Below are 13,441 nucleotides of genomic sequence, written 5' to 3'. Positions count from 1 at the left end.
CGCGTTGCGACGTCCTGAAGCCGTAGCGAGAATAGGCCTCATGTCCTACTCGTCCTTTGTTACACCGGCGTTGCGTGCGCCGCGCGACGCTACTGACCGCACGCGCCTGGGCGCCACCGTGACCGCGGACGGCACGGACTTCGTCGTGGCGGCCCCCCACGCCTCCGCGGTAGACCTCTGCCTGTTCTCACTGGACACGGACGGCACGATCGTGGCCGAGACCCGGGTGGGCATGCACGGCCCGGCACGCGGGCTGTGGGGCGTCCACCTGCCCGATATCGGGGCCGGTCAGCGCTACGGCTACCGCGCCCACGGGGAGTGGAACCCCTCCGAGGGGCTCCTGTACAACCCCTGTAAGCTCCTGCTGGACCCCTACGCCAGGGCCCTGGACGGTGAGCCCGTGCTGGGCCCCTCCCTCTACGCCCACCAGGTGGACGCCAACCTGTGTCCCACCAGCTCCCCCCCGACCCCCTCGTCCCTGGACTCGGCCCCGGACATGGCCCTGGGCGTGGTCACCGGGCCGTCCTTCGCCGTGGTCCCCGGCCCGCGCGTGCCCCGCGAGCGCACCGTCATCTACGAGACCCACGTCAAGGGGCTCACCCTGGGCCTGCCCGACGTCCCTGAGAGCCTGCGAGGCACCTACGCGGGCCTGGCCCACCCGGCCACGGTGGCCTACCTCAAGGACCTGGGCATCACCACCATTGAGCTCCTGCCCATCCACGCGGCCTTCTCCGAGACCTTCCTGCAGGCCAAGGGGATGCGCAACTACTGGGGCTACTCCACGCTGAGCTACTTCGCCCCGGAGGCCTCCTACGCCACGGTGGCCTCCCGTGAGGCGGGCCCCCAGGCCGTCCTGGACGAGGTGCGGGGCATGGTCTCGATCCTCCACGAGGCCGGCCTGGAGGTGGTCATGGACGTGGTCTACAACCACACCTGCGAGGGCGGGGTGGACGGCCCGTCCCTGTCGCTGCGCGGCCTGGACAACCTGGAGTACTACCTCCACGCCCCCCACCGGCCCGCCACCTACTTCGACGTCACCGGCACCGGCAACAGCGTGGACGTGCGCTCCACGCGGGCGATCCAGCTCATCCTGGACTCCCTGCGCTACTGGGCCAGCGACGTGCGCGTGGACGGGTTCCGCTTCGACCTGGCGGCCACCCTGGGGCGCAATGCCGCGGAGTTCTCCTCCCGCCACCCCCTGCTGACCGCCATGGCCACCGACCCGGTGCTCTCGGGGGTCAAGCTCATTGCCGAGCCCTGGGACGTGGGCCCGGGCGGCTGGCGCACCGGGGAGTTCCCCGAGCCCTTCCAGGACTGGAACGACCGCTACCGCGGCACGGTGCGCTCCTTCTGGCTCTCTGACGCCTCGGAGATCTCCAAGGGCCGCCCCGGGGCGGATCTGCGGGACCTGGCCACCCGGCTGTCGGGGAGTGCGGACATGTTCATCCACGGGGAGTACCCCGGTGGGCGCGGGCCGCTGGCGAGCGTCAACTTCGTCACCGCCCACGACGGCTTCACGCTGCGGGACCTGACCTGTTACGACCACAAGTACAACCTGGCCAACCTGGAGGACAACCGGGACGGCACCGACGACAACCGCTCCTGGAACCACGGCTTCGAGGGGCCCCTGCCCGAGGGCCTGGGCGGCGGCCCGATCGAGGTGCTGCGACGTCGCAACACCCGCAACCTGCTGGGCACCCTCCTGGTGAGCGCCGGGACGCCCATGATCCTGGGCGGGGACGAGATGGGCCGCACCCAGGACGGCAACAACAACTCCTACTGCCAGGACTCCCCCATCTCCTGGTACAACTGGAACCTGGAGCCCTGGCAGAAGGGCCTGGCCGCCACCACCCGGTTCCTGCTGCGCCTGCGCGACAGGCACCCGGTCCTGCGCCCTGACGTCTTCGCCACCGGGGCGGTCCCGCCGGGGGACACCCTGCCGGACCTGTCCTGGTTCAAGGCGAACGCCACCCTCATGGACACCAACGCCTGGCACGACCCCTACACGCGCGTGGTCCAGATGCTGCGCTCGGGCACCCGGTGGGGCGACAACGACCTCCTGGTGGTCATTAACGGCTCCCTGGACCAGGTGGACGTCGTCCTGCCTGACGGGCACAACACCGACTGGCACCTGACCTGGGACTCCACCTGGGCGGTGCCGCGCCCGCACACCTCCGCCTTCGCCCTGGCCCACCGGGTGGAGCGGGGCCCGGCCGCCCAGGCCGAGGTGCGTATCCCCGGGCGCGCCCAGCGCACCCACCAGGGCACCATGATCTGCCGCCAGGACCGGCCGGGGGACACCACCACCCTGGACGCCCTGTCGGTGAGGATCTACCTGTCCGGGGAGACCCTGGTCATGCGCCCCGCGCCCGCGGGGCAGGGCGGGTCGGACGAGCTGGCTGAGGGGCTGCTGACCGAGGGGCTGCTGGCTGACGCCTAGGCCGGCCCTGCATCCTGGCTTACGACATGCGCGACATCCTGACACGCACGTGGGACCGGCTCCGCCCGGACACCGTCGGCCTGGTGCTGGGCGCCGTCTTCTTCGTCCTGGCCCTGACGCCCTCGCTGCTCCCCCGCGACCTGGCCACCCAGGGCCTGGCCTGCGGCCTGTGCGCGGGGACGGGCTACATGCTGGGCACCTTCCTGGCCTGGTGCTGGCGGGCCTGGGCCCGCACGCTGGCCCTGGCCGTGGCCCACGCCTTCGGCTGGTACCCCACCCCGAGGTGGAGCCGGTGGCGCCGGGGGGCGGAGGCGGTGCTGAGCGGCATCGTGGTCCTGACCCTCAACGTCGTCCTGCTGTTCGCGGTGCGGTGGCAGGGGCAGGTCGCCGCCCTGACCGGCTCACGGGCCTACTCGCCCCTGACCTACCTGCTGGTCTTCCCGGTGGGGTTCGGGGTGTGGATGGCCCTGGTGTGGGTCGGCCGGGGGTTCCTGCACCTGGAGGGCTGGCTGCGCGCCCGCCTGCCCCAGCGCCTGCCCGTGGTCGTCCGCTCCCTGACCGCCTGGCTGGTCACCCTGGTCCTGATTCTCGCCCTGGTCCTGCAGGCCGTCCCCGGCGTGCTCACCCAGGGGGCCGACCTGCTGTTCTCCGGCCCTGACGCCACCTCCGTGCCGGACCTGGCCACCCGGCCCACGGTCCCCGAGCGCTCCGGCTCCCCGGCATCGCCCGTGGCCTGGGAGACGGTCGGGTTCCAGGGGCGGGCCTTCCTGGGCCGGGGCCTGGACGCCTCGGGGCTGGAGGCGGTCACCGGCCGGGCGGCCCGGGAGCCGGTGCGCGTCTACGCGGGCCTGGCCAGCGCCCCCACCGACGAGGCCCGGGCGGCCCTGGTGGTGCAGGAGCTGGAGCGTACCGGTGCCGCCGACCGCCGGGTGGTCATGATCGCCCCCACCACGGGGACGGGCTGGGTGGACCCCACCGCCGCCCTGTCCCTGGAGGTCCTGTACGACGGCGACACGGCCATCGCCGCGGCGCAGTACTCCTACCTGCCCAGCTGGGTGCAGTTCATCGCCGACCCGGACACCGCGCGCTCCAGCGGGCGGGCCCTGGTGGAGGCCGTCGTGGCCTGGTGGCGCACCCTGCCGGAGGACCACCGCCCCAGGCTGCTGCTGTACGGCGAGTCCCTGGGGGTGGTGGCCGGCGAGGCGGCCTTTGGCGGGCTCGCCGACCTGGTGGGGTCCGTGGACGGCGTGCTGTGGGTGGGCCCGCCCCGCAGCTCGCGGATCTGGGACCAGCTGGTGGCCCGGCGCGACCCGGGCACCACCCAGGCGGACCCGGTCTACTCCGCCGGGATGACGGTGCGCTTCGCCCAGGACCGCGCCCAGCTCAGCTCCTTTGTGGGGGACCCCACGTGGACGGGCAGACGGATCCTGTTCATACAGCACGCCAGCGACCCGGTGGTGTGGTGGTCGCCCGACCTGGTGCGTACCCAGCCGGACTGGCTCCAGGAGCCCGCGGGCGCCGACCGCTCCCCCTCCATGGTGTGGATGCCCTACATCACCTTCTTCCAGGTGAGCATGGACCTGGCGCGCGCCGCTGACGTCCCCCACGGCCACGGGCACAACTACGGCACGGAGGTACTCACCGGCCTGGCCCTGGTGGGTGCCGACCCCGCCTTCACCGCCGAGCGCATCGCGCACGACCAGGAGGCGGTCGACGCCGCCCTGGCGGCCACCGAGCCGGCCGACGGGTAGGGGCGCGGCCCCTCTGACGGGTAGGCGCGGCCCCTTCGGCCGGGTCCCCGCCGGGTCCCGCCCGGCCGCCACCGGCCCCAGCCTGCCGGGACCGGCACCCCTAGGATGAGCCCATGACACACACCCCCTCCGCGGCCGAGGAGGCCCTGGCCAACGCCACCAACGACGCCTCCCTGGCCCGCTCGATCGCCCGGTCCGCCCAGATCGAGGCGGACATCGCCGTCAACCCCGGCCGCTACCGGATGCTCACCGGCGTGCGCCCCACCGGCAATATGCACCTGGGCCACTACTTCGGCACCATGCACTCCTGGGCCACGATCCAGGACGCGGGGGTGGACACCTGGATCCTGGTGGCCGACTACCAGGTCATTACCGACCGTGACGCCGTGGGCCCCGTCCGCGAGCGCGTGCTGTCCCTGGTGGCCGACACCCTGGCCGTGGGGGTGGACCCTGACCGCTCCACGGTCTTCGCCCACTCGGCGGTGCCTGCGGCCAACCAGCTCATGCTGCCCTTCCTGTCCCTGGTCACCGAGGCCGAGCTGCACCGCAACCCCACGGTCAAGGCCGAGCTGGAGGCCACCGACGGGCGGGCCATGAGCGGGCTGCTGCTGACCTACCCGGTCCACCAGGCGGCCGACATCCTCTTCTGCCAGGCCAACCTGGTGCCGGTGGGCAAGGACCAGCTGCCCCACCTGGAGCAGGCGCGCCTGATCGCCCAGCGCTTTGACAGGCGCTACGGGCGGGCCGTCAAGGAGCACCCGGTCTTCCGCCGTCCCGAGGCGCTGCTGAGCGAGGCCCCCCTGCTGCTGGGCCTGGACGGGGAGAAGATGAGCAAGTCGCGCCGCAACACCATCGAGCTGCGCATGAGCGCCGACGAGACCGCCAGGGCCCTGAGGAAGGCCAAGACGGACTCCGAGCGGCACATCACCTACGACCCTCTCGCCCGCCCGGAGGTGGCCAACCTGCTCGTGCTGGCCTCCCTGTGCGGGGCCGGGACGCCGCAGGAGGTCGCCGAGAGGATCGGCGACGGCGGGGCGGGCGCCCTCAAGAAGCTCACCATCGAGGCGGTCAACGAGTTCTTCGCCCCCATCCGCGCCCGGCGCGCCGAGCTGGCGGCCGACGAGGGCCACCTGCTCGAGGTGCTCCGGGCCGGCAACGCCCGCGCCAACGAGGTGGCCGACCGGACGCTGGAGGCCGTGCGCACCGCCATGGGCATGAGCTACTGAGGCCGTCGGCGGGCCGGGCGTGGACGGGGGCGGCCCCGCACGCGCCCGAGACACGGCGGTCGGTGTGCAGCAGCGGGGACAGGCCGAAAGGTGGCCCCGCCCGGGCCCGGGACACGGTCCGACCCCCCAGGTAGGGCGGGAGCGGGGAGGCGATATTATAGGTCGGAGCCACCCGCATGTCAATCCGCCGATCGACGGACAGATCACGGCCCGCTCGCCGTGACAAGACCGTGACACGTTCCTATGCTGTACTCAGGCGTGCCGCCCCGCCCCTTCTCCGAGCCAGGGGGCCGGACGGCGCGCCACCTCTTTCGCGAGAACGGTACTTATTGCCCGTGAGAACGGTACTTGTTCGTCGCGAGAACGGTACTTGTTCGTCGTGAGAACGGGCGGCCACGGGGTGGCAGGGCCCCGACGGCCCCGCTCGGGACGCCGCGGCCGCCCGACGCCGTCGCCCGCCGCGCGTGGTAGCCGGCCCGCCGCCCAGGCACGACCGCGCCCCGCTGCCAGCACCCGGGGAACCCGTGGCACCCGGCACCGCGGGCAGGGCGCGGCAGTGGGCAGGGCGCCATCGCCCGCCTACCGCGCTCCCTACCGCGCCCCCGCGGACTGGTCGGACTGGTCCGTCCCGGGCGAACCGCTCGCGCGGCCGAGGTACAGGTACAGCGCGAGGAAGGTGCCGGTGCAGACGAGGAGCGACAGCCGCGGGTCCTCGTCCGCGGCGAGGAGGAGGGCGCACCAGCTCCCCAGGATCCCCCCGAGGGCCCCGGCCGCCTGCGCCCAGGTGGTGGCGTCCAGGAACTGCTTCCCCTTGAGCATTACCTGCCTCTCGCCCACGAAGGAGGTCACCAGCGCCCAGCTCGCGGTCTGGACGAGCACGAGCATGAGGCAGCCGGCGTAGAGGCCGCTCCGGGCGGGAAGCAGGAGTGCCGCCCCCAGGGACGCCGCGGCACTGGCGGCAGCCAGTACCCGGAGCGTCGTCGCGGTCCCCACGGCGGCCCTCAGCCTGCGGCCCAGCTGCGGCCCCAGGGCCGAGCCCAGGCCGGTACAGACCATGAGCCACAGGTAGAAGTCGTGGCCGTGCGCGGTGCCGACGTAGATCAGGACGTAGGAGCCTGACAGCGCGGCGCAGAATGAACGCCCCAGGACGCTCAGCGGAGAGACCGCCGGCCGCCTCAGGAGAAAGGCCAGCGCAGCCGTTGACGAGGCGAAGAGCTCCTCGTCCTGCGCGTCCTGCTCCACCTCACCGCCCAGGAGGACGGCCCTCTCCTCGGCACGGGCCCCGAGGCACCTCAGCGCAATGGCGATCAGGGACAGGACGAGGTTGGCAACCAGGACCAGTACGGGCGAGACGAACGTCAGGGCGACCCCTACGGGCACCGAGACCACGTTGTTGACGAGCGCGGAGACGGAGTAGAAGTGCGTGGTGAACCTGAACGACATCTCGGGGTCGAACTCCGCCATCTCGGCGCCGTATATCTCCTCGACGATATCGAGCACGAGCGGGAGCGGGGACGCGGCCACGAGGTAGGCGGCCAGCACGCCACCGATGGGGACCCCTAAGGAGAAGGCGGTCAGGGACCCCAGCAGGAGGACGACGTCGTACACCTCGCAGGCCACCAGGACACGTCCCGGCCTGAGCCCTCCCAGGAGGCGCACGGCGAGCGGGGAGAGCATGTCCTCGACGTTCTCCAGGGTGGAGTAGAAGGCGACCCAGGCCGCTGGCAGGGAGGAGAGCACGACCAGCGCCGGAGAGGATCCTTTTGTTAGGGAACTCCCTACCGCAGACAGGACCCAGCCAAGAAGCATGCTCATCCGGGACTGCCACACCAGACGGGACAATGCGGCCTGCTGCCGCTTGTCATCGGTCACAATACCGTTCCCTTCCCTTGTGCCCAATGCAGGCTACCAGAACAGGTGTCAGCAGATAATACTGAAACATGAAGAAAATACCCGCCCCGCTGCCACTGGAGAACCCAATCGTCGGGCTCGCGCTCAGCCTGACTGCCAGGAGCGCCACAGGGAGGCGTAGTGCCCGCCTAGGGCCACCAGCTGGTCGTGGCTGCCCAGCTCCACGACCCGTCCGTCCATGACCACCGCCACCCGGTCGGCGTCGGCGGCGGTGCGCAGCCGGTGGGCGATCGCCACCACGGTCCGGCCCCGCAGGACGGCGTCCAGGACGTGCTCGGCCTCCTGGGCGCTGGCGGGGTCCATGAGGCTGGTGGCCTCGTCCAGGACCACCATGGCGGGGTCCATGAGCACGACCCGGGCCAGGGCCACCTGCTGGGCCTGGCCGGGGGTAAGGGTCAGGCCCCCGGAGCCCACGCCGGTGTCCAGCCCGTCTCCCAGCCCCGTCACCCACTCCAGGGCCCCGACGGCGTCCAGCGCCCGGCGCAGCTCGGCATCGGTGGCCCCGGGCCGCGCGAGCCGGAGGTTGTCGGCCAGGGAGGCGGCAAAGACGTGGTGCTCCTGGGTGACCAGGACCACCTGTCGGTGGAGGTCGGCCTCGCTCAGGGCGGTCAGCTCGGTACCCCCCACGCTCACCGAGCCCGAGGTGGGTGGGTGGATGCCCGCGAGCATGCGCCCCAGCGTGGACTTGCCCGCCCCGGAGGGGCCCACGACCGCCAGGCGCTCACCGGGGACCAGGTCCAGGCTGACGTCGTGGAGCACCTCGTGGCCCGCCACGTAGGAGTAGCGCACATGACGCAGGCGCACGGCCTGCCCCACCGCCTGCCCCCCGGTCCCTACCGCCGGGGGCCGGTCCGGCTCCACCAGGTCCACCCCCACCACGCGGGCCATGGCGGCGCCGGCGGACTGCACCAGGTCGAGCCAGAAGGTCGCCTGGCTCAGGGGCTCGCGCAACGAGAAGGCGTAGAGGGCCAGGGTGGTGACGGCCCCCAGGGTGGCCTGCCCCCGTCCCATGAGCCAGGCGCCCCAGGCCACCACGGCCACCACCGGGCTGAGCAGGACCGCGGTGACGGCGCCCATCATCCAGATCCGCAGCCACATGGTGTACCGCTCCACGGACCACACCTGGGTCAGGCGGTGGTCGAACACCCTGGCGCGCAGCCTGCCCAGGCCCAGGGCGTCCACGGTGACGGCCTGCTCGGCGGTCTCGGCCACGGTGGCCTCCACGACCGCCCACAGGGCGCCCTCGGCCCGGTAGGCGGGGACCGCCCGGGGCAGGTACCAGCGCAGGACGGGGACCAGGAGGAGGGCGGGCAGGAGAAGGGCCGGGCTGAGCAGCGGGGAGGTGAGCACCGCCGCCAGGAAGACGCTCAGGACCGTCAGCACGATGACGAGGATCTGGGACACGCCGCGTTGCACCAGGTACTGGAGGCGGCCCAGGTCGTGGGTGGTGCGCCCCAGCAGGTCGCCGGTGCCCGCGTCCTCCACGGCGGACAGGGGCAGGTGGATGACGGTGGACACCAGGTGCTCACGCAGGGAGGCGAAGACCCGCTCCCCCAGCACCCGCGCGCCGTACTCCCCCACCCCGGCGAGCAGGGCGTGGGCCAGTGCCAGGACGGCGAGCACCACGACCACCCGGGCGACGTCGGCACGCCCCGCCCCGGAGCGGACCATGTCCACCAGGGCGCCCAGGACCCGCGGCACCGCCACGGCCGCCAGGGCGGAGACCACCTGCACCACGGTCACCCAGGTCAGGACCCTGCGGTGCTCCCGGGCGAGCTCACCGAAGCGGCGGCGTACCGCCGCGGAGCCAGCGACGGGCAGGCGCCTGCTCACGCCTCCTCCTCGCCGCCGGCGAGCGCCTGCGGGCCGGGGACGCCCCGGCCCTCCTCGCCGGTCCCCTCCTCGCCGGTCCCCTGGGAGCGGTGGACGACGCGACGGTAGTCGGCCCGACCGGCCACCAGAGCGCGGTGGGTCCCGCGGGCGGCCAGGCGCACCCGGCGGGGGCACCCGCCCAGCTCCCCGTCCCCGTCGGGCACCGCCTCCAGGAGCACCACCTCGTCGCAGTACCCCAGCACCAGCGGGGAGGTGGTGGCCACCACGGTGGTGCGCCCTGAGCGCCAGGCGGCCAGGGAGCGGGCCACCAGGTCCTCGGTGTGGGGATCCAGGGCGCTGGTGGGCTCCACCAGCACCAGGACGGGCGCCTGGGTGGCCAGGGCCCGGGCCAGGGCCACGCGCTGGCGCTGCCCGCCGGAGAGGTTGCGCCCCCTCTCAGCCAGGGCGCCGTCCACCGATCCCAGGGAGTCCACGACGTCGTCGCACACGGCGGCCTCCAGCGCGGCACCGACCGCCGAGCGCTGAGCGGGGCTCAGGGGGGCGCTGGCGACGGAGTCCTGGCCGTGCTGGTCCCGGCCCGCCTGCTCGGCCAGGAGGGCGGGGACACCGGCCGGCTCGGCCAGCTGCGCGCTGGCGCCCAGGACCGCCTCACCCAGGCTCCCGGCGAAGAGCTCGGCGTGGGAGGCGCTGACCACGACGGTGCGCCGCACTGTGTCCACCGGGACGCGCCGCAGGTCCACCCCGCCCAGGGTCACGGCGCCCGCAGCGTCGTCGCCGCGCCCCAGGCGCTCGGCGAGGTCGGCCGCCAGGGCGGGGTCGGGGCCCACCAGGGCAGTCAGGCACCCACCGGCCAGGGTCACCCCGGTGACCTGGTCGCACAGGTCCCCCAGCGGGTCGAGCACGGGCACCGGGTCGGTGAGGCGCGCGTCGGTCACCAGGGGCCTGACCGCCAGCAGGCGTCCCACCTTGCGGGCCCCCACCCAGGAGCGGGTGGCGATGACAATGAGGTCCACGGCCACGTTGAGGGGGTCCACCAGGTAGGTGGTGAACCCGTAGAAGGTGACGAGCTGGCCCACGCTCAGGCGCCCGGAGACGACCTGGAGGGCGCACGCCCCCACCACGACGGTGGTGAAGAGGGCGGGGACCCCGGCCCCCAGCCCCTCCAGGAGGGCCTGGGGGCCGGCCACCCGGATCCCGGCGTCGCGCACGGCCGCGGACTGGGCGGTGTAGCGGCGCGCGTAGACGTCCTCCCCGCCAATGCCCCGCAGGACGCGCAGGCCGGCGACGGCGTCGGTGGTAATGGTGGACAGCCTGCCCTGCTCCTCACGCTGAAGGGACCTGCGGGCGTGGATGGGCCTGCCGACCCAGGCCAGGAGCGCCAGGCAGGCCGGCAGGCCCAGGAGGACCAGCAGACCCAGTCGCAGGTCGGTACGCAGCATAATGACCGCCACCACGGTCACGGTGCCCAGCGCCGCGGCCAGGGTGACCAGGCGGTTGACCAGGGCGCCGACGTAGTCAGTGTCGTCGTTGACGGTAGTGACCACGTCCCCGGCCGGGATCTCGGCGGTGACGGCCCGCCCGCGCTCGCTGACCCGGTGCGCGGCCGCGCGCGCCGAGGCCATGTACCCGGCCCCCCAGGAGGCGATCTCGGCGGTCTGGACCGCGGCGGCGGCCAGGGTGTTGAGCAGGGCCAGCCCTACCAGGGCCGCCAGCGGGGCCGCCAGGTGGGCCCCCAGCCCCCGCTCCAGCCCGGCGTCCAGGAGGTGGCCCAGGGCCAGGGGGATGAGGGCCCCGCACAGGTAGCCCAGGCCGGTGGCCAGTGCCGTGGCCACCACGCTGCGCGCTGACATCCGCACGACGGCGCCCAGGAGCCGACCTGGGGCGGTGGGCAGCTCCGGGGGCGGCCCGAGGGGGACCGACAGCATGCGCGGCCAGCGTCGGGGGTGGCGTGCTACCAGGATCGACGCCGTCGGGCCCGGTCGTATCCCACCCGTCTCGCTGCTGTCCACGGGCGTCATGGTAGGTCGGTGCGCCGACACGCGCGGGTAACGACCGCCCCGAGGCCCGGGGCACGCCGGTGGGCGACCAGTTTCACCGCCAGCCGCACACGAAGTGGCTGACGATACCCTCATGCCTTACCCTGGTCCTGTGACCCGACACACGCAGACCCCCGACAGCAGTTCCTCCGAGCCCGCCGACCCCCAGACACCACCCGCCGACCCCCAGGCGCCACCGCAGCCCGCCCCGTTCTCCTTCGTCGGCCGGATCCCGGTCACCGAGGTCTTCCCGGTGGTGGAGGACGGCCGCTGGCCCGCCAAGGCGGTGGCCGGGGAGGTCATCCCCATCCGCGCCACCGTCTTCCGCGAGGGGCACGACCGCTTCGGCGCCACCGCGGTCCTGGTGCGCCCTGACGGCACCGACGGCCCCAGCGCCCGCATGTACGATATCGCCCTGGGCCTGGACCGCTACGAGGCCCGCCTGGCCGCCGACGAGCCGGGCTCCTGGTCCTTCCGGGTGGAGGGCTGGTCCGACCCCTACGCCACGTGGTCCCACGACGCGGGGATCAAGGTCCCCGCGGGCGTGGACGTCGAGCTCATGCTGGAGGAGGGCGCCCTGGTCATGGAGCGGGCCGCCGCCGTGCCCGGCCGCGCCCCCGAGGACGTCGAGACCCTGGTGTCGGCCGCCACCATCCTGCGCGACCACGACCGCGACCCCCGCGAGCGCCTGGCGGCGGGCCTGAGCGACGACGTCGCCGCCGTCCTGGACCGCCTGCCCCTGCGCGACCACGTCTCCCCCTCGGCGGCCTACCCGCTGCAGGTGGACCGCCCCCGGGCCCTGACCGGCTCCTGGTACGAGATCTTCCCGCGCTCCCTGGGGGCCACCCACCAGGACGGGCAGTGGCACTCGGGCACGCTGCGCACCGCGGCGTCCCGCCTGGACCGCATTGCCGCCATGGGCTTCGACGTGCTCTACCTCACCCCTCTCTCCCCGATCGGCACCACCAACCGCAAGGGCCGCAACAACACCCTGAACGCCCTGCCCGGGGACCCGGGCTCCCCCTACGGCATCGGGTCGGCGGACGGCGGGCACGACGCCATTAACCCGGACCTGGGGACCTTCGAGGACTTTGACGCCCTGGTGGCCCGGGCCGGCGAGCTGGGCATGGAGGTGGCCCTGGACCTGGCCCTCCAGTGCTCCCCGGACCACCCGTGGGTGAGCGAGCACCCCGAGTGGTTCACGGTCCTGGCCGACGGCTCCATCGCCTACGCGGAGAACCCGCCCAAGAAGTACCAGGACATCTACCCCCTGAACTTCGACAACGACCCCGAGGGGATCTACCAGGCCATCCTGGGAGTGGTGCGCACCTGGATCGCCCACGGCGTGACGATCTTCCGGGTGGACAACCCCCACACCAAGCCCCTGCCCTTCTGGCAGCGCCTCATCCGCGAGGTGCGCTCCACCAACCCGGAGATCCTGTTCCTGGCGGAGGCCTTCACCCGCCCGGCCATGATGCGCACCCTGGGCAAGATCGGCTTCCACCAGTCCTACACCTACTTCGCCTGGCGCAACACCAAGCAGGAGCTCACCGACTACCTGGTCGAGCTCTCCCAGGACACCGCCCACGTGCTGCGCCCCGCGTTCTGGCCCACCACCCACGACATCCTCACTCCCTTCATGACCAACGGGAAGGTGCCGGCCTTCAAGCTGCGGGCCGTCCTGGCCGCGACCATGAGCCCCACCTGGGGCATCTACTCCGGCTACGAGCTGGCCGAGTCCACGCCGCGCCCGGGCTACGAGGAGCAGATCGACAACGAGAAGTACGAGTACAAGCCGCGCGACTTCGCCGCCGCCCGCACCAACGGCATTGAGATCCTGCTCACCCGCCTCAACGCCGCCCGCGCCGCCCACCCGGCCCTGCGCCAGCTGCGTGACGTGTGGTTCCACGGCACGAGCAACGACCAGCTCATCGCCTACTCCAAGCGGGTGGACGCGGCCTTCTCCCCCACCGGCAAGCAGGACGTGGTCCTGACGGTGGTGAACCTGGACCCGCACCAGGCCCAGGAGGGCGAGGTCTACCTCAACCTGGAGCAGCTGGGGCTGCCGGGCTGGGTGGACGGCTCCCGCCCGGTGCTGCGCGTGACCGACGAGCTGACCGGCGAGGTCTTTGAGTGGTCCGGACAGAACTACGTCCGCCTGGACCCCTACGCGGGGCGGGTGGCCCACGTCTTCCGGGTCGAGCCCCTGGTCGAGTCCCGGTGAGCGGGGCGGGGTCCGGCGCC

The 13,441-nt window shown here is 73.1% G+C and carries 7 protein-coding genes; 4 read left to right on the top strand and 3 right to left on the bottom strand.

Annotation, left to right across the window (positions count from 1 at the left end; genetic code table 11):
- Positions 1-40: 40 nt before the first annotated feature.
- From glgX to trpS, 3 genes are all read left to right on the top strand, one after another.
- Positions 41-2,440, top strand: a complete 2,400-nt coding sequence (gene glgX / locus JJJ15_RS10035; protein ID WP_106110517.1) for a glycogen debranching protein GlgX — start codon at positions 41-43, stop codon at positions 2,438-2,440.
- A gap of 26 nt (positions 2,441-2,466) precedes the next feature.
- On the top strand, positions 2,467-4,191 hold the full coding sequence (locus JJJ15_RS10030; protein WP_106110516.1) for an alpha/beta hydrolase: 1,725 nt from the start codon (positions 2,467-2,469) through the stop codon (positions 4,189-4,191).
- A 113-nt stretch (positions 4,192-4,304) separates the two neighbouring features.
- Complete coding sequence (gene trpS, locus JJJ15_RS10025) at positions 4,305-5,417, top strand: tryptophan--tRNA ligase (RefSeq protein WP_200510641.1); 1,113 nt, start codon at positions 4,305-4,307, stop codon at positions 5,415-5,417.
- A gap of 591 nt (positions 5,418-6,008) precedes the next feature.
- On the opposite strand, the gene JJJ15_RS10020 is transcribed toward trpS, so the two are convergent.
- The 3 genes from JJJ15_RS10020 to JJJ15_RS10010 form a co-directional block, all read right to left on the bottom strand.
- Positions 6,009-7,289: an MFS transporter gene (locus JJJ15_RS10020; RefSeq protein ID WP_200510640.1), complete on the bottom strand. Its 1,281-nt coding sequence runs from the start codon at positions 7,287-7,289 to the stop codon at positions 6,009-6,011.
- A gap of 123 nt (positions 7,290-7,412) precedes the next feature.
- Complete coding sequence (locus JJJ15_RS10015) at positions 7,413-9,161, bottom strand: ABC transporter ATP-binding protein (RefSeq protein WP_200510639.1); 1,749 nt, start codon at positions 9,159-9,161, stop codon at positions 7,413-7,415.
- Positions 9,158-11,170, bottom strand: a complete 2,013-nt coding sequence (locus JJJ15_RS10010; protein ID WP_200510638.1) for an ABC transporter ATP-binding protein — start codon at positions 11,168-11,170, stop codon at positions 9,158-9,160. The genes JJJ15_RS10015 and JJJ15_RS10010 overlap by 4 nt, the downstream gene beginning before the upstream one ends.
- Positions 11,171-11,309: 139 nt before the next feature.
- On the opposite strand from JJJ15_RS10010, the gene JJJ15_RS10005 reads away from it, so the two are divergent.
- Positions 11,310-13,421 (top strand): alpha-1,4-glucan--maltose-1-phosphate maltosyltransferase, encoded by a 2,112-nt coding sequence (locus JJJ15_RS10005; protein ID WP_281433023.1) that lies wholly within the window; start codon positions 11,310-11,312, stop codon positions 13,419-13,421.
- Positions 13,422-13,441 lie beyond the last annotated feature (20 nt).

The organism is Actinomyces sp. HMT897, assembly GCF_016626125.1.
GTDB lineage: Bacteria > Actinomycetota > Actinomycetes > Actinomycetales > Actinomycetaceae > Actinomyces.
Note: the sequence above shows the minus strand (reverse complement) of the source record. Positions and strands in the feature narration are given on the sequence as shown.

Bases quoted from the DNA above. Each gene is read 5' to 3' on its own strand.
- glgX (WP_106110517.1), top strand. From the start codon at position 41: ATGTCCTACTCGTCCTTTGTTACACCGGCGTTGCGTGCGCCGCGCGAC.
- JJJ15_RS10030 (WP_106110516.1), top strand. From the start codon at position 2,467: ATGCGCGACATCCTGACACGCACGTGGGACCGGCTCCGCCCGGACACC.
- trpS (WP_200510641.1), top strand. From the start codon at position 4,305: ATGACACACACCCCCTCCGCGGCCGAGGAGGCCCTGGCCAACGCCACC.